The following is a 19,015-nucleotide window of genomic DNA, read 5'->3' as shown; positions in this document are numbered from 1 at the left end:
TTATTTTCTATCCGTACATTTAAAAGAAAATCTATAATATATATAATGAGTAAGAGAATTATATTACTTATTTGGATAACTGTTATTAGTACAAATGTCTTTTCTCAAGAAGAAATTCAGAAAGCAAAAGAACAAGTGGCTAAAACAGAAGCTATTCTAGAAAGTACTAAAGATAAAAAAGAAACCTCTCTTAGTGAGCTGAATGATATTGAAGCACAAATTGAAGGGAGAGCACATTTCTTGAGTCAAATAAAAACCAGAATTAAAAAGGCTCAATCAGAAGCTATTGCTGCTAGTAATAGTATAGACTCTTTACAAAAGAAAATTAGTATTCTTAAAGAAGAGTATGCTGAATTGGTATATGCTGTTTATAAAACAGGTGGCGATTTACAACAACTAGCGTATGTTTTTTCTAGTGATAATTTCAGTCAGTTTGTCCGTAGAGCCAATTATTTAGAACATTATAAAGAAGTTCGTAAAAGACAAATCCTAGAAATTGAACGGTCACAAGAGTTGTTAGCGAGTAAAAAAATTGAATTAGAAGCAAGAAATAAAGAAGAATCATCTCTACTTGTTGAAGAAAACACACAACTAAAAGCACTTCAAAAATTAGAAGATCGACAAGAACTCGTAGTAACTGATCTAAAGAAGAAAGAAGTTGAACTAGCTCAAAAACTAAAATTAGAACGTAAGGCACTTATTGAATTACAACGCCAAATGCTTGCTTTAACTTCTAATGTTAAGAAAAATAAAGCAACTGATTTTGATGACATAAAAGAGCCAACCTCTACTTCTAATAAAAAACCTGAGATAAATAGTAAAAATACGTCTGTTCGCTTTTCTGAAATAAAAGGTAAATTGAATTGGCCAGTAAAAGATGCAGTTATTACTAATCATTTTGGTATTCGTCCTCACCCAGTATTAAGTGGAGTGACAATAGAAAACCATGGTATAGATTTAAGAGTTTATGAGAATGCAGAAGTAAAAAGTGTATTTGAAGGCGTTGTTACTGCTGTAACTAAAGTACCCAATTTACAAAATGTAGTAATGTTAAGACATGGCGACTATTTTACTGTATACTCTAAACTAGAAACAGTAAAAGTAAATGTAGGAGATGTAATTTCTAAAAATAAACTTATTGGTAAAGCTGGTAAAAATATTGATGGGTTCTTCGAGATTCAATTTCAAATATGGAATATGAATGGAGAAAAACTAGATCCAGAACAGTGGTTAACTTTAAAATAAAAAAGTCGTTGTACCTAAGAACTTTAAGAGGTAATTAGTAAATGAATGTTTATAAAAAATCGCTTCAGCTTCTTTTTAATGATAATTATACGGAAATTAGTTTTTTTTAAGACCCAGTAGTGAACTCTTCAAAAAAATTCACGTTCAAATTTGAACACAATCAATAAAAAAATATGAAAAAATTTATTATCACGATAGTTGCATTATTCGCAAGCTTCAGTCTTTACGCGCAATCTCCTTCTTTATCAACTCAAGTTCAAGGTCAGAGTATGGATTTTGAAACTATCAAAACCCTTATTAAAGCCGAAAAAAGAGGAGTTCTAAAAGAAAACATGAATTTATCAGAAGCAGAAGCTGAACATTTTTGGCCTGTTTATGACAAATATGAATATGATCAAAGTAAAATTCTTAACGAGCAATATGCTTTATTAAAAGAATATGCTGAAAGCTTTGAAACTCTTGATGCAAAAAGAACAGATGAATTAATGAGTATTGCCTTCAAATTGAATAAGCAAGAAATTACATTAAATCAAAAATATTACAAGCAGATGAAAAAAGTAGTTTCTACTCAAACAGCTGCTCGTTTTTCTCAAATCATGAGTCAATTAAACACTGTAATTGATTTAAGCATGACACAAGAATTACCATTAATCAATAACTTATAATTAAGAAGTTGATTGTAAAAAAGCCCGATGAATAAATTATTCATCGGGCTTTTTTTGTATACTTAATCCAAAACTTTAGGGACTTTAAAAAAGTCTTTATCATGTTTTGGAGCATTTTTCAGTCCTTCATCATGACTTAATGTGTGTTTAGCAATATCCTCACGCCATACACTTTGTTCATCTGTCATGTGTGTTAGTGGTGCTACTCCTTCAGTATCTACTTCTTCAAGTTTAGCTACCCATTCCACAATTTCATTCATGCTTTTCAGCATTTTTTCTTCACTCGTTTCATCTAGCTCTAAGCGAGATAAATGAGCAATCTTCTCGATGCTTTCCTTATCAATAATCATAAAATATGCAGCTATTAATTACACTACTCACACAAAGTAAGTGAATAATTTAAAAAAATTGTAATATAAGATCAATATACTCAAAGATTAATTCTTTTTAGTATAAGCTTCTCCTAAGTGGTTTATTAGTTCCCCTTCAATAATATTTTTCACTTTCTCCTTTAACATTTTCACATCATCCAATGTCATACCTTCAGTTGATATAGGCTCATGTTGAATTAAAATTAAAGGGTGCCAATGTAAAGTAGGTCCTAGAGCAGGCCATATTTTCCAATTTGTAACTAAAGTGACAGGTACAACTGGCTTCTGGGCTCTAATTGCAATAATAAAAGCTCCATCCTTAAATTTTTGTAAAACTGGTGGTTTTCTATTTTGAGTTCCTTCTGGAAATACACCAATAGAGAAACCTTTATCTAAAGCATCAATAGACTGTCTAAACATTTTCTCCGTTTTTACAGCATTCCCTCTATCTACACATATATGTATATTCTTAAACATCCAACCAAACAATGGTATTTTAGTTAAGCTTTTCTTACCTAAAAACACTATCATTTGATTTACAACTACCTGAACTGCAGGTATATCTAAAAAAGAAGAGTGATTTGCCACAAAGACATAAGCCTGATCTTTAGACAACTTAGCTCTGTAATCTATACGAGCAGGAATAAAAATTAGAATGTAAGTTAAAGTAGACCATAATTTATTTAAATAGTAGGAAAACTTAAGCAATCGCTTATTTGGCGATAATATAATTATGATATATAAAGGGTAGAGTATTAGTAACCCAAGCGAAAAAACGCACACCCCATACACCATGTAAAGTCTAAGAATAAAAGTCATTTATAATCTATTTTTAAAGGATGCCTGACTTCTAAGTATCCTTATTTTAAACAAAATCAGATACAAAGTTAAGCATTGCTCAATTCAAATTGATAAGTAAGAACAATAAAAATTGTACCATGAAGATGATATTTATTTTCTGCTTCATTGTATAACTTCATGATTTTAACGCCTACTTATCTAAATTTTATCAATTACATGACAATTAATGCGAGTGAATTGCTAATTTTATAATCTGTTTTTGTAGTTCACATTAGACCGTTTATATGCGCTCAGTAGATCAACTCAACCCAAAAGAATACATTATAGTTAAAGGTGCCCGTGTCAATAATTTAAAAAATGTTGACGTATCTATCCCTAGAAATAGTTTTGTTGTTATAACAGGTGTTTCCGGATCTGGTAAATCATCTTTAGCCTTTGATACTTTATTTGCCGAAGGGCAACGAATGTATGTGGAAAGTTTGAGTTCATATGCACGTCAATTTCTTGGGCGAATGGAAAAACCAGAGGTAGAATATATTAGAGGTATTTGCCCTGCCATTGCTGTAGAACAAAAAGTATCTACAAAAAATCCTAGATCAACAGTAGGAACAACAACAGAGATTTACGATTATCTAAAACTCTTATATGCTAGAATTGGAAAAACATATTCTCCTGTATCTGGTAAAGAAGTTAGTAAATCTACTGTAACTGATATTGTAAATTATATTCATGATTTTGATGAAGGAACTCGCTTTATCGTTTCTTCACCTCTTGCACTACAAGAAGGTAGAACTTTAGATGTAGTTCTAAAATTATTATTACAACAAGGATTCACTCGTGTAATAGCGAAAGGCGAAACTTTATTTATCGAGGAGCTACTTGAGCATATTGAAAAAGGTGAAAAATTTGCCTTAGGAGATCTCGAAATGCTAATAGATAGAAATGCTATCAAAAAAGGTGATGAAGAAAACCAATTTAGAATAGCAGATTCTATTCAAACTGCTTTATTTGAAGGACGTGGGGAATGTCGTATTCAAATAGTTCAGAAAGGTAAGGAGCCGATATCTCACTTATTTTCTGATAAATTCGAGGCAGACGGTATTCTATTTGAAGAACCAAGTGTCAATTTATTCAGTTTTAACAACCCTTATGGTGCGTGTAAACGCTGCGAAGGTTTCGGTAAAGTTTTAGGTATAGATGCTGATCTTGTCATTCCAGATAAATCACTTTCAGTTTTAGATGATGCCATAGTTCCATGGAGAACTGAAACAATGAAAAAATGGATAAAACCACTTTTAGATGCATCGCATGAAACTGGTTTTCCCATTTTTAGATCCTATAAGGATTTATCTGAAGAAGAAAAAAATATATTATGGAATGGACTAGGGAAGTTTAAAGGGATTAATGCTTTCTTTAAACACCTAGAATCTAAAACCCATAAAATCCAATATAGAGTAATGCTTTCTCGCTACAGAGGAAGAACTGTTTGTCCAGAATGTCATGGTTCTAGACTTAGAAAAGATGCAGCTTATGTAAAGATCAATGATAAATCTATTATTGATGTTGTACTAATGCCAATAGCAGAGGCTAGTGTCTATTTTAATGAGATTACACTTAATAAGCATGATCATAAAATTGCAGATAGGTTATTGGCCGAAATCAAAAACCGTCTTCAGTACATGAATAAAGTTGGTTTAGGATACCTCACATTAAACAGATTAACAAGTACATTATCTGGAGGAGAATATCAACGTATAAAATTAGCCACATCACTTGGTAGTGCTCTTGTTGGTTCTATGTATATCTTAGACGAGCCTAGTATTGGATTACATCCAAGAGATACTCAAAATCTAATTGCTGTATTACTAGAACTAAAAAGATTAGGCAATACAGTAATTGTTGTAGAACACGAGGAAGAGGTAATGAAGGCTGCGGATGAAATTATTGACATCGGACCAGATGCAGGTAGTTATGGTGGTGAACTTCGTTTTCAAGGTACTCTACAAGATGCTATAGATAACCCTGAAATTTCTCATACAACAAGATACTTAAGTGGTAAATCAAGTATTCCTACTCCAGAGGTTCGCAGAAAATGGACCGATTATATTGAAGTAATTGGAGCTCGTGAAAATAACCTTCAAAATCTAAATGTAAAATTTCCTTTAGGTATTGTAAGTTGTGTAACGGGTGTTTCAGGATCCGGAAAATCTACTTTAATTAAGCGTTGCTTAACTCCTGCCATTACAAGAGCATTGGGACATCATACAGATGAAAAACCTAAAATCGACCGTATAGATGGTGCTATAAAAGCAATTACAAAAGTTGAATTTGTAGACCAGAACCCAATTGGTAAATCATCTAGATCAAACCCTGTTACTTATGTTAAAGCATATGATGCTGTAAGAGAGTTATTTTCTAAAAATGAACTTTCCGTACATAGAGGTTACAAACCTGCATTCTTTTCTTTTAATGTTGATGGAGGCCGCTGTGAAGCTTGTCAAGGTGAAGGTACTTCTAAGATAGAAATGCAATTTATGGCAGATATATATCTCCCTTGTGAAAGTTGTAAAGGAAAGCGTTTTAAAAATGAAATTCTTGAAGTTAAATATAAAGAGAAAAGTATTTCTGATATTTTAGATCTAAGCGTTGATGAAGCTGTAAGTTTCTTTGCAGATCAAAAGAAAATTATTCAAAGATTACAGCCACTTCTTGATGTAGGTTTAGGTTATGTTCGTTTAGGGCAATCTTCTAATACATTAAGTGGTGGAGAAGCGCAAAGGGTTAAACTTGCTTCTTTCTTAGCTAAGGGAACTTTAAAAGAATCTGAGCGTGTATTATTTATCTTTGATGAACCTACTACTGGACTTCACTTCCATGATATTGATAAATTAATGAAAGCCATTAATGCTTTAGTAGAAAAAGGACATTCCGCTGTCATCATCGAACATAATGTGGAAGTTATTAAAACTGCCGATTGGGTAATCGATATTGGACCTGAAGGTGGAAAAGATGGAGGTACAATTGTTTTTGAAGGTACCCCAGAAGATTTAATTAATAACGGAAAAGGATATACAGCCCATTATTTAAAGGCTGCAATGACGTCATAAAAACAACTTCTTACATGAGTATGACAATCTACCTTGTTCGACATACCACTCCAGATGTTGATGCAAGTAAAATTCTATATGGACAAACTGACTTAGATATTGTAGATAGTTTCCAAGACGAACTAAATGCTATAAAGGATAAAACAAATAATACTTTATTCAATACAATTTACTATAGTCCACTTTTACGTTGCGAAAAATTAGCACTATCATTAACAGGTGATCTAAAATTACCAGACCCCAGATTAAAAGAAATATTTTACGGTGATTGGGAAATGAATCAATTTTCTGAATTAAGAAGTAATATTAAAGAGTGGGTTAAAGTTTTTGATCATAAGCCAGCTCCAAATGGAGAATCGCTAATGGATGTACAAACTAGAGTTAGATCTTTTTGGCAAGATAGGATTGAATATAAAGAGGGAGATCAAATAGCAATAGTAACTCATGGTGTTGTAATGAGAATTATACTTTCTCATTTTTTAGAAATGCCTTTGAAAAATATATTTCGTTTCCAATTTGATTTTGGGAAAGTAATTAAGTTAACAATGACCGAAGAAGGTCTGGTGAAAATTCATATTTAAGAATAAGATGAGCTTCGAAATCAACTTACCTGTTTTTGAAGGGCCTTTTGACCTTCTTCTATTTTTTATCCAAAGAGATGAATTAGACATACATGATATTCCTATCTATAAAATTACAAATGATTTTATGGAATATATGTCTGATATGGAAAGATTGAACATTGAGCTTGCAAGTGATTTTATAGTTGTAGCTTCTACATTGATGAGAATTAAGGCTAAAATGCTTTTACCTCGTATTGAAAAAGATGAAGAAGGTAATGATATTGACCCTCGTGATGAACTTGTTAAACATCTATTAGAATATATGAAGTATAAATCTGTTCTAAACACTTTAGAAGAGTGGGAAGCAGATATGTTAGACCGAGAAAAAAGAGGAAACCTACCAATAGAAGTTGCTTCAATAGAAGAAGATATTGGTGTAGAAACTGAACTTCAAAATATTGATTTATTTAAGCTCTTAAAATTTTATCAATCTGCTATGAAAAAAGTAGATGATAAAAATAATATTCCAAGACATCAAGTAATTCCTTATCCCTATTCTCAAGAAGATAGACAAGATCATATTATTGAAACCTTAAAATCTAAAGAAGAATTTAGTTTTATGGAATTAATTATGACTGATTTTAATAATGTTTCTATCGTATTTAACTTTCTTGCAGTACTAGAACTTTTATCCCAAAATAGGATTACAATAGTGGTTCATGAAGGTTTTAATAACTTTGATATTAAAAGAATTTTAAAATAAAACCCCATCTGTGACCTACTTCACACTTTAATAAATGTACTCAAGCTATATTTACGGTATCTTAAAGATTTCTCACTAGCTATTTTACATTATGAAAACATCTACTTTAACATTTCTACTAGCTGCTTTCCTGATAAACCTAATATCTTGTTCTACTAACGACGATGAGCCTACAGTTACTACTCCATCAGATAGTGTAACATACCTTGTTACATATAATGGACAATGGACCGGTTCAAGTCATCCAATTGAATATCCTGATAACAGCCACTTTTCAGGTGTTATAGGCATGAGCCATAATAAGGATACATCACTTTTCGAAAATGGAAGTTTTGCATCGGAAGGTATCAAAGTAATGGCAGAAACAGGAGGTAAAGATCCTCTAACCGATGAGATTAATGCTATTATTGATAATAATCTAGCCAATCATCTAATTAGTGAAGGTGGACTTTCTACAGGAAGTTCTTCCATTCAATTTACCATCACTTTAGTAAAAGATTATCCTTTAGTTAGCCTTGTTTCTATGATTGCTCCAAGCCCAGATTGGTATGTGGCTATAGAAGGAGTAAACCTACTAAAAAGTAATGATGAATGGATCGAAAAACTTGAGGTTACTCCTATTCATTATGATGCAGGAACGGACAGTGGGGTAACTTTTAAGTCTCCTAATTCACCAACAATCCCTGCCAAAGTGATTTCAGTAATCACAGAAGCACCTTTAGGGAATGGAACTGAAGTCACTCCACCACTCACTACATTTACTTTTGAAAAACAATAATTAAGGTTTTAATACATCCCACCCTGTTCCCATGTTAAGGTCTCTTTGTGGGAATGGGATGGATATACCTTCTTTATTAAAACGCTCAAATAATTCGTATAAAATCATACTTTTTAAAGTACCTGGGCGTGAATAATATTTTACAGTCCAAATATTTAATGTGAAGTTAATAGAGTTGTCGCCCCATTCTGTAAAAATTAAATCAGGATCAGGGTTACTTAAAATACCATCTATTTGACTGACAACATCTAGAGTAATTCTTCTTACCTCCTTAGGATCTTCATTATAAGATACACCAATTGGAATTTTAAGTCTGACTAACTTTTCATTATGGCTCCAGTTGATTACTTTGTTAGAAATAAATTGAGAGTTAGGAACAATAATAGTGATATTATCATTAGTAAGTATGGTTGATGATCTTGCTGAAATTTCAACTACTTTTCCACTTACTTCATCTACTTCAATCATATCTCCTACTTTTATAGGCTGATCAAATAAGATAATTATACCTGAAATAAAATTGTCTGCAATTGTTTGTAAACCAAAGCCAATACCTACACCTAAAGCTCCTATTAGAACTTGAAGAGAACTTAAGTTTAAACCTGATGACTGAAAGACAATGGTACTACCAATAACTATAAATGAATATCTAAATATAGTTCCAATATTATAACTCACAGATTCATCTAAGCCATACTTTGGTAAAACAGTATTTACTAAGAAGTTTCTCATTTTTTTTGCGAAGACAAAAACAGAGATAAACATTAAGAACAATCCGAGAATAGAAAGTGGGGTAAATACCTTTTGTCCAATATGAAATTGATAAGTGAAAATACGTATTAGCGTATCAATAAAATTATTATTAGTTAATTCTTCCATGGGTTATTTAAGTATAAATTAAGAGAGGATATACCTAAAATAACAAAAGACTACCAAAATTGGTAGTCTTTTGAAGATCTTATTGGGATTCTATTAAATTAATTCCCTAATAAAATTTTATTATATCTTTCTGAGTCGTTTAAAACATTAACTGCTTCAATAACATCTAAGTCTGCTGTAAATGTAGATTCAATCTCTCCAGCTTCTAGATAATACCTTTTACAAATTTCTGCTTCTAACACATCTCTAATTTCTGATTTAAACTTAATTACATCAGATTCTTTATTATGATAAATCTTCTTCTTTAATGCATTGATTTCTGCTTGAATGTCATCATAATATTTATCTTTCTTAGCACTTTCTTCAAGATCTTCCATGGTTACTTCAACCTTAGTCTGATAACCATAATCTTTATCCTTAAGCCAATTAACAAAATCTTCAAATTGAGCATCTGATAAATTAAAATCTCTTGCTGCTACAATAGTCTTATTGTCATGGTGGAATTTAGTAGCATAGTCAAAGATTAAACCTTTAAGTATTAAACTAACCGAGATTTGAGCAAAATTAAATGGTTTTACTTTAATATCTGGAGCAACTCCACCTCCATCTAAAACTTCTCTTCCATTTGCTGTTTTAAATTTTTCTCTCAAAGAATCCGCAACAACAATAGCTTCTCCATCTTCATCTCTATGGCTATAATCAATTGCTTGAATACAACGTCCACTTGGAATGTAGTATTTAGCAACTGTCACTTTTAATCTTGAATTGTAATCTAAAGGTCTTGTAGCTTGTACTAAACCTTTACCAAAAGAACGAGAGCCTAATAATACCCCTCTATCATAATCTTGAATTGATCCAGAAACAATTTCTGCTGCAGAAGCACTACCTCCATTAATTAATACTGCCATCGGAATTTCAGTATCTAATGGTGCATTTAATGCTTTGTATGTTTTGTTCCAATCCTCAATACGCCCTTTTGTATATACTACATCAGAACCTTTAGGTACAAATAAGTTGACAATATTTACTGCTTCATTTAATAATCCACCTGGGTTACCACGTAAATCAAGAATGATTTTTTTGGCTCCTCTATCTTTTAATTCAGAAACAGCATCTGCAACTTCTGTACTTGCATTTCGTGTAAAATCAGACAACTGAATTAATCCAATATCGTCTTTAACCATACCGTAATATGGTACATTATTAATTTGGATTTTTTCACGCTTTACATTAACATCAAAAGGCTGATCTACACCATATCTTTTTATTGTTAAGACAACTTCACTTCCAGCTTGTCCTTTCAGGTATTTACTAATCTCATGTGTATTTTTATCATGAATATCAGTTCCATCAACTTTTTCGATAATATCTCCAATCTGTAGACCTGCATCATAAGCAGGATATCCTTCGTTAGGTAGAATTACTGTAATATCTCCATCTCTGTTACCAACAACTACACCTAACCCACCATATTCTCCTGTTGTCATCGTTCTAAAATCTTCGATACGATCTTCAGGAATATAATTTGTGTATGGGTCTAATGTTGCTAACATGGCTTCAATACCAGTCGTCATCATTTCGGTTGGATTTACATCATCCACATAATAAGTATTTACTTCTTGGTATAATTGAGCAAATATTTTCATGTTTTTAGCAATCTCAAAATAATGATTACTTACCTTCTCACTAGAGAATGAAAAGAACAATATTGATAGCGAACTTACTAAGGCTAATAAAAAAAGTTTTTTACTTTTATTCATATTTTGACAACTAATTTAGGACGTGGAAAGTAGCATTATTTCGTGAATTCCTCATGCTATATATAAAAGTAAGACAATTTTAATCAAATTTACAGCAAAACGAATAACTAATTTAATTTAAGAATTACTTACTTATTTTCATATTTCTTAGAGAAAAATTGGAGGATTAGTTATATTTACGTTTCTTAACATATTGGTAAACATTCTTCATATTGCACTTTCAAATAAATGATACCAAAAAACTATCTTCAAACTGATATGAAAACCTATACTTCAGTAGTTATATATATATGTATTTCAACTTTTTTGTTTATACTACCTTCAGACGTTTTTGCCCAAATGGAAGGAAGTGTCTATTCTGTTACAGGTAGAGGTGGTGTAGGTACTACGTTCGTTACCGATTACCAAAGTATTGGTATCAACCCTGCGAACTTAGGTATTACAAAAAATTATAGAGATCCTAAATTTACTTTTGGTTTGATGGAGGCTAATGTTTCTTTCTCTTCAGAAGCAATTAGTACCAGTGAATTATTAAATTCAATTACAGATTATAAGACTACTAGATTTAATACTGATCAGAAAAATGATGCTGTAAAAAAATTTAGTGATAAAACTACAACAGTAGATGCTAGTGTAATGTTATTTGGTGCTAGTATGAAACTCCCTAAAAAATGGGGTGGTGTTGCCGTTAATATCAGAGATAATATTCACACACGTACTACTACAAATGAATTTGCTGCTGAAATAATGTTTTTTGGTGCTGCAAGTAGCTATTTTCCTAAATTAAAAATGGCTAACGGTGATATTATCGATAATCCTAGACATACAGGATCAGGTGATTTAACAGAAGAACAACGTAACCAAGTTATTGGAGGGCAGTTTGAAAACCCTGACGATGCAAAATCTTATAGCGAAGTACTTAGTGGTACAAGTGCTAAATCTACTTGGGTCAGAGAATATAACGCTTCTTGGGGTGCACAACTTTTAGAAACCTACGATCTTCAAATTTATGGAGGTATTGGTGCAAGATATTTACAAGGTCTATTAATTCTAGATTTCGAAGTAGATCAAACAGGTACATGGAATAGCCCTATATTTTCATCTTCATTTGTAAATCCACAAGATGTCCTTTCTGCTACAAGTTTAAGCAATACATCTTCAAACGGTCCATTAGATGCTGATAATAGATCAATGGGACAAAAAATTATTAATCCAGAACCAGCAGGACATGGTTGGGGGTTAGATGCGGGTGTTACATTCGTGATTAAAAGAAAACTTAGAATCGGGGCCTCTATATCAAACTTTGGTAAAATGACTTGGTCAGGAGATGTATACTCTATCAATGATGGAGATTTAGCATCTATAAGCGGACAAGGATTAGATAATTACAACTTCCTAATTAATGATCAAAGTGCTTTCCAATTTGCAGGTACAAATTCTCCATTAGATTGGGAAACAAAAACTGTAGACGAAACTGTAGATTTACCAACTGTTGTACGTATTGGTGCTAGTTATGAATTTTTCAGACTTGTACATGTTGGAGTTGATGTCGTTCTACCCCAGAATGATGCTGCTGGCAATTTAGAAAACCCTTTCTATGCAATTGGTGGAGATTTTAAGCCTTTTAAATTATTTTCTTTCTCTTCAGGATTAAACTTTGGAGGTAACGATGAGAACATTAATATCCCATTAGGAATTACATATTTTGCTAGAAAAGGTGGCTACGAAGCTGGTATTTCTACACATGATGTATTATCGTATTTCTCTCAAAATACAGATGGTAGTACAATTTCTATTGCGGGAGGATTCTTACGTTTCAAAATATAGTTTTTAAAGATAACACCTCAGCCTATTCCACTTCTAACTTTATTGCCCAATATTTGCAGTAGTACCTTCTAAAGATACCTTGAGGTTATGACACAAAGATTTTATTATATATTTTCCTTTTTCTTTATTCTTATATTTTCACTTCAAAATAGTTTTGCACAAATGGGTGTATCTATTTATGAAGGAGAATTAACAAATAAACAAGAGGTACAGTTAAACATTAATATTTCAGATGCTTATAAAATGAAAGTCAGCGATAATTTTGACTTTTATGGAGCAGATTGGATTAATTATCAAAAAACATATTTTTTTAAGTTACCTGAAGGTGATGGTGAAAAAGAAGTCTTTGTAAAATTTCAACTTAGAGATGGTACAATCACAGATACTTTTGTTGCCTATACAATTTTAGATACAAAACCTCCTTCTAATAGAGGTAGAGTAAATTTTTCTAGAGGTAATTATACTAAATATAGAAAAGTAGAAATAGACTTAAAATGTGAAGGAGCCACTTGGATGAATATTAGTAATTCAACTGTTTTTAATAGAAACGATTGGGTTCCTTTTAGAAAGCATGTTCACTCTTGGTTATTACCTTCAGGAGATGGAATAAAAAAGATTTATGTAAAATTTAAAGATACTGCTGGGAATGAAACCAAAGTATACACCGATCATATAAAATTAGATAGTAAAGCTCCAAAACCTAAATCAATAGAAATTCTCCCAGAATTTGCTGTTGTAGATAAAGAAAAAAATATTACTTATGTTAATCAACATAATAGGAATGTTGGCTTAGAAATGATGGCTGACGGTGCTGAATATATGAAGATCAGTAACAGCATGAATTTCTATGGGCATAAATGGAGAAGATATACTGATTACCTAGACGATTGGGTAATGGAAGATGATATCTTTGAAGGTTATAAAAGAGTCTATATTCGGTTTAGAGATAAAGCAGGTAATGAATCTTCAACAATATATACATCTATTTATGTTGATACTAAACCTCCTATCAATCCCAGAATAGCAATAAATGATGGAGATGAATATACCAAATCATTAAATGTAACTTTACAATTACATGCTACAGAGGCTGTAGAAATGCGTATTGCAAATGATAAAGAATTTGATACTGCTAGTGATTGGGAACCTATTTCAAAAATTAAAATTTGGAAACTAAAGGAAGGAGATACAGGAATTAGAGATGTTTGGGTATCTTATAGAGATCGTGCTAAAAACCAATCATTACCTATTAAGGCTTCAATTCAATATGATAAAGACCCACCAACAAATGGTCAAATATTTATTAAAGGAGACATCACTAAAACTAAAGATTCTGAAATTATAGTAAGAGCAACAGCTGATGATGCCCTTATGATGAGAATTGCTTTAGAAGAAAATTTTGATAGAGCGCATTGGAGGGAATACTCAACAAAACCTATGAAAATATTTTTAGGGACTCGTGGAGGTGATTATAAAGTAAAAGTTCAGTTTAGAGATAGGGCTAGAAACTTATCAGAAATATCTGAAACTACAATTTATCAAGAAATAAGACCTCTAAGCCCTAGAATTACAATTGATAATAACAAAGAATATAACACTACGCAAGATGGCAAAGTAATGCTTTCTTTATTTTGTTTGAATGCAACAAAAATGATGGTCAGCTCTGATCCAAATTTCAGTGATGGCGAATGGATCGATTATACAAATCGTCTTACTTATTTTTTAAATGATCCTGATGGAGTAAAAACTATCTATGCAAGGTTTAAAACAGCTACAGAAACAGAAAGTATCTCTGTACAGGATAAAATTAATTGGGATAAAACACCTCCATTCAATGCACAGTTTAACTTAAAAGTGCTACCTACAGAGTCTCGTATTTACTATACAAAAGACTACACTGTTACTGTAAAAGCAGAAGATGCTGTTGCGATGCAACTCACAGAAGATTCTACGTTTTACTCCGCCTCATGGAAACCTTATACAGAGCTTCCAACCTTTTACGGCATGAGTGTTAAAGGAGGGCCTATTGGATACAGAACATTATATATCCGTTTTAAAGATTTTGCAGGTAATATATCAGAACCATTAAGTAAAGAAATTTACTTTGATGCAACTTCTCCTCAGAATTTACATGTTAAAATCAATGTTCCAGAATCAACAGGACAAATAGCAACACCTCGAAATTATACTTTCATTAGAGATGTTGCTCTTGATATGGAAATGTATGCCGATTCAGCATATTTTATGCGAATAGCAGATAATCCAACATGGCAAAATTCTGAATGGGTACCTTTTACTGAACATTATAATTATGCATTAAAAGGTGACGAGGGCAAAAAAATAATTTATGTCCAGTTTAAAGATGATCACGATAATAGTACAAGAATAATAAAGAAGAATATTATTTGGGATAGAGACCCTCCTACTCAACCAAGGATTATTATTAATGAGAACAAAGCTTATACAAAAAGTGAAAGCCGACAAATAATTATTAATCCAATCTGTAATGGAGCAGACTATATGATCTTATCAAATAATCCTGATCTATCTGATGGAATATGGATGCATTATAGGTCTAGAGTAAAATGGACGCTTACTGAAGGTGATGGAGATAAAGTAATCTATGGTAAATTCTATGATTATGCAGGAAATGAATCTTTTGAAGCAAGAGGTAAAATCACTCTAGATAGAACAATACCTACTGTATCAGAAATTGTGATTAATAGCCATGAGTTAATGACAAATAAACTTGAGGTTCAATTAAAAATTACAGCAGAGAATGCTGATGAAATGATAATTTCGAATGATTATAGTTTTGCAGCCCCTTGCACATGGGAACCTTATAGACATACAAAGAAATGGAAACTAGAAAATAGAGATGGAGAAGCAAAAGTATATGTAAAAGTAAGAAATGTAGCAGGTACTCAATCTGAATCTTTACATTCTAAAATTACTTTAGATACTAACCATCCTATCTTATTTAAGCTATCTATTAATAATGGTGCTACGGGAACAGATACTGAAAATGTAACTGTCCAAACTAAAGTATCTGATGATACGGTAGAAATGCAGTTATCTAGTTCTGATAATTTTTCAGGTGCTCAGTGGATCAATTATAAATCAGAAGTTCCATATAAATTAGCAGGTCGAGGCCGACAAAACATCTTTGTTCGTTTTAAAGATGAAAATGGCAATATATCAAAAGCTTTAAAAACAGATATTGTAGTCTATAAGAATGTGAAGTAGACTTTATATATTTAGCATAAGAATCCTTTATTTCAGTAAAATGAAAATAAAGGATTTTTTCGTTTACAATCATTGTATAAATAACAATACACACATTATCAATAATTTAACACGTTAATATTAACATCATACACATCTATTTCAATTCATTAAAAGTTCACTTTTTATAGAAGAGCAGGAAACTTCTCACAACTACTTTTGCTCCCATAATAACAAGAACAAATAATGAAGAATATACTTATCCTAATTTTATTCACTTCATTCAGTATTGGAACATGGGCACAAAGTGGAACTATAACAGGAACCGTAATTGATGCCGAATCTGGAGAAGAAATTATTGGTGCTAGCGTGATTATTAAAGGCACAACAAATGGAGCATCAACAGATGTTTTTGGAAATTTCACATTCAAGGCTATGGAAGGTTCTCACACTATAGTAGCTTCTTTTATTGGATACCAAACAGCATCAAAAACTATAAATATTACAGCAGGTACAAAACAGACACTTTCATTTTCTTTATTAATCGATGCACAAGAGTTAGAAGCTGTTGAAATTGTAGCGAAAGCTAATAAAGAAAGTGCACAGGTATTAATGGTAGAAAGAAAAAATGCTGATGTGATGCTTCAATCTATAGGAGCAGAAGAAATGTCTGTAAAAGGTATTTCTGATGTTGAAGGTGCTATGACTCAGATATCAGGGGTTACAAAAGTTAATGGGAAAGGGTTATTTGTAAGAGGTCTTGGAGATCGATACAATAATGCAACAATGAATGGCTTACCAATTCCATCTACAAATCCAGATTTGAAAATGATACCACTTTCAATTTTCCCTTCTGATATTGTAAAAAACATTAGTGTATCTAAAACTGCATCTCCAGAATTATATGGAGATTTTGCTGGTGCAAATGTTGATATTAAATTAAAAGACTACCCAGATGATCCCTTTTTTACTATTGGGGTTTCTGGTAGTTACAATACACAAGCTACTTTTCAAGATTTTAAAACACAACCTGATGGGCAATTTGAAGGTTTAGGTTTTACTGGAAATGGAAGAGAAATGCCTAGCAACGGTGTACCTCCTATTATTGGTGGTGAACAAGGAGGTTATGAAACATCTTGGTCACCCACTGTAAACAAAGTACCAATGGCTATTAATTTTAATGCTGCTGGTGGTAAATTTTGGAATATTGGCAATGAAGGTGGATTTGGTTTTGTTGCATCTATTGCTCACAACAATAAATACGAACATCTAAGCGGTAAATATGCTGCTTACAATGCACAAGCTAGCCCTACTGTAGATTACCAAAGAGATCAGTGGATTTATTCTACAAATACCTCTGCATTAGCAAACATGACTTTTAAAATCAATAACCGTCATAAAATCAATATCAATAATATATTCGTTAACGAGTCTTTTAACTCCGTAGACGAAAACTTTGGGTATCACAGAGACTTTGATCAAGAAAATCTTTTTATAAGACGAAATACCTACTTGCAAAATACAATTTGGGTAGCTCAATTAACTGGGGATCATTCATTTTTAGATAATGATAGATTGAAGTTAACATGGGGTGTTTCACGTTCTCAAACCGGAAGCCAAGAACCCGATCGTAAACAATTACTGTTTGATGGCAAAGGACCAAATGTAAATTTATTTACACTTAACCCAATTGATAATCATCGTTACTGGGGTGATATGAACGAAGTTGAATATGGAGCAAAAGGAGAATTAAGTTACGGGTTCGGTACATTCAATACTCATAACGATACCTATAGAAGTACTATAAAAATTGGATATCAGGGAAAAGCAAAAAACAGAGATTTTGAATGGTACCAAACTGGAATTTATGGATCTGGTGCAAATGGGATTGATAGTAACAACCCGAATGGGCAAATTAATAAATGGCTTCAAGATGGCACTTTAGAGTATCGCCCTTACGAGGTTGCAGATACTTATTTCAATGCTCAAATGGATATTCATGCTTTTTATACAGGATATGACTATGAAATAATTCCAAGTAAATTAAAAATGAATATTGGAGTTCGTACTGAAATTGGTAGACAATATGTAAAATATAGATTAAGACAAGATGCTCTTGATGCTCCTTTTAGAGAAAACACTTATGAAACAGCTGAATTCTTACCCTCAGCAAATTTCAAGTATTCTTTAAATGATAAATCAAATTTCCGATTAGCTGCAAGTAAAACGATTACTCGCCCAGGTATGAGAGAAATTATTCCTTTTGAATACCAAAGCGTAGCAGGTGGAGAATCTATTATTGGTAATCCTAATTTAAAGAATTCTGAAAATTATAATCTTGATTTAAAATATGAAATTTTCCCAAATTCTGGTGAAATATTTTCTATTGGTGCATTCGGTAAGTTCTTAGACAACCCTATTGAAAGAGTCACAAAACCGGCTGCTGGTACTTTGTATACTTATGAAAATGTAGGTTCTGCCGTAGTTGCTGGTGTGGAAGTAGAGTTTCAAAAAAATGTAGGGAATATTATTAACAACGGTAACCCAATGTTAGATAAACTTTCCGTTGGTTTTAATGGTACTTTAATGTACTCAAGAATGAGAATTGGTGATAATGTGAGTACTGTAGTTACCAATCGAGAAAGAGAACTTCAAGGTGCATCACCATATATATTAAATGCCAATATGGGCTATAATCAAGAATGGTTTGGAGGTAATATAAATTCAATATTTACTATTGCTTATACAACATTTGGAGATCGATTATATGCTTCTGGATCGTATGGAGCTGGTGATATTTATGAAAAATCTTTCGGTACACTAGACTTTATCATCAGAAATAAAATTAAAGACAATCTAAGTTTAAATATATCAGCTAAAAACCTATTAAACCCTAGTATTGAAAGGTATCAAGAGTTTGAAGGTGGTGTTATTAAACCTATTTCTTCTTACAAAAGAGGAGCAGAATTCAGTATAGGATTATCTTATACATTTTAAAAACAAACTTAATTATTAATCAAAAATCACTTCT

General features: G+C 32.0%; 13 protein-coding genes. 9 read left to right on the top strand and 4 right to left on the bottom strand.

The window, feature by feature from the left end; all coding sequences use genetic code 11:
• Positions 1-45 precede the first annotated feature (45 nt).
• Complete coding sequence (locus EI427_RS20000; RefSeq protein WP_126618073.1) at positions 46-1,245, top strand: murein hydrolase activator EnvC family protein; 1,200 nt, start codon at positions 46-48, stop codon at positions 1,243-1,245.
• Positions 1,246-1,418: 173 nt separating this feature from the next.
• Positions 1,419-1,910 (top strand): hypothetical protein, encoded by a 492-nt coding sequence (locus EI427_RS19995; protein ID WP_126618071.1) that lies wholly within the window; start codon positions 1,419-1,421, stop codon positions 1,908-1,910.
• A 62-nt stretch (positions 1,911-1,972) separates the two neighbouring features.
• On the opposite strand, the gene gatC is transcribed toward EI427_RS19995, so the two are convergent.
• On the bottom strand, positions 1,973-2,260 hold the full coding sequence (gatC, locus tag EI427_RS19990) for an Asp-tRNA(Asn)/Glu-tRNA(Gln) amidotransferase subunit GatC (protein ID WP_126618069.1): 288 nt from the start codon (positions 2,258-2,260) through the stop codon (positions 1,973-1,975).
• A gap of 87 nt (positions 2,261-2,347) precedes the next feature.
• Positions 2,348-2,989 (bottom strand): lysophospholipid acyltransferase family protein, encoded by a 642-nt coding sequence (locus EI427_RS19985; protein WP_170178553.1) that lies wholly within the window; start codon positions 2,987-2,989, stop codon positions 2,348-2,350.
• A 377-nt stretch (positions 2,990-3,366) separates the two neighbouring features.
• On the opposite strand from EI427_RS19985, the gene uvrA reads away from it, so the two are divergent.
• The 4 genes from uvrA (at position 3,367) to EI427_RS19965 (ending at position 8,293) form a co-directional block, all read left to right on the top strand.
• Positions 3,367-6,189, top strand: coding sequence for an excinuclease ABC subunit UvrA (gene uvrA, locus EI427_RS19980; protein WP_126618065.1), 2,823 nt, complete (start codon positions 3,367-3,369; stop codon positions 6,187-6,189).
• A gap of 14 nt (positions 6,190-6,203) precedes the next feature.
• The gene (cobC, locus tag EI427_RS19975; RefSeq protein WP_126618063.1) at positions 6,204-6,770 is read left to right on the top strand and encodes an alpha-ribazole phosphatase family protein; all 567 of its coding nucleotides are present in this window, start codon (positions 6,204-6,206) and stop codon (positions 6,768-6,770) included.
• A 7-nt stretch (positions 6,771-6,777) separates the two neighbouring features.
• Positions 6,778-7,515, top strand: coding sequence for a segregation and condensation protein A (locus EI427_RS19970; RefSeq protein ID WP_126618061.1), 738 nt, complete (start codon positions 6,778-6,780; stop codon positions 7,513-7,515).
• 91 nt (positions 7,516-7,606) lie between these two features.
• On the top strand, positions 7,607-8,293 hold the full coding sequence (locus tag EI427_RS19965; RefSeq protein WP_126618059.1) for a spondin domain-containing protein: 687 nt from the start codon (positions 7,607-7,609) through the stop codon (positions 8,291-8,293).
• Here EI427_RS19965 and EI427_RS19960 read toward each other — a convergent pair whose 3' ends face one another.
• Positions 8,294-9,172, bottom strand: a complete 879-nt coding sequence (locus EI427_RS19960) for a mechanosensitive ion channel family protein (protein WP_126618057.1) — start codon at positions 9,170-9,172, stop codon at positions 8,294-8,296.
• A 98-nt stretch (positions 9,173-9,270) separates the two neighbouring features.
• Positions 9,271-10,932: a S41 family peptidase gene (locus EI427_RS19955; RefSeq protein ID WP_126618055.1), complete on the bottom strand. Its 1,662-nt coding sequence runs from the start codon at positions 10,930-10,932 to the stop codon at positions 9,271-9,273.
• Positions 10,933-11,190: 258 nt separating this feature from the next.
• Between EI427_RS19955 and EI427_RS19950 the strand changes: the two genes are divergently transcribed.
• The 3 genes from EI427_RS19950 (at position 11,191) to EI427_RS19940 (ending at position 18,981) form a co-directional block, all read left to right on the top strand.
• Positions 11,191-12,759, top strand: coding sequence for a DUF5723 family protein (locus EI427_RS19950; RefSeq protein ID WP_126618053.1), 1,569 nt, complete (start codon positions 11,191-11,193; stop codon positions 12,757-12,759).
• Between the two features lie 87 nt (positions 12,760-12,846).
• Positions 12,847-16,005 carry a hypothetical protein gene (locus EI427_RS19945; protein ID WP_126618051.1) on the top strand — a complete coding sequence of 1,053 codons (3,159 nt, stop codon included), beginning with the start codon at positions 12,847-12,849 and terminating at the stop codon, positions 16,003-16,005.
• 225 nt (positions 16,006-16,230) lie between these two features.
• Positions 16,231-18,981, top strand: coding sequence for a TonB-dependent receptor (locus tag EI427_RS19940; protein WP_126618049.1), 2,751 nt, complete (start codon positions 16,231-16,233; stop codon positions 18,979-18,981).
• Positions 18,982-19,015 lie beyond the last annotated feature (34 nt).

This window comes from Flammeovirga pectinis, from assembly GCF_003970675.1.
Classification (GTDB): Bacteria; Bacteroidota; Bacteroidia; order Cytophagales; family Flammeovirgaceae; genus Flammeovirga; species Flammeovirga pectinis.
The sequence above is the reverse complement of the archived record's forward strand: the minus strand, read 5'-3'. Positions and strand labels throughout refer to the sequence as shown.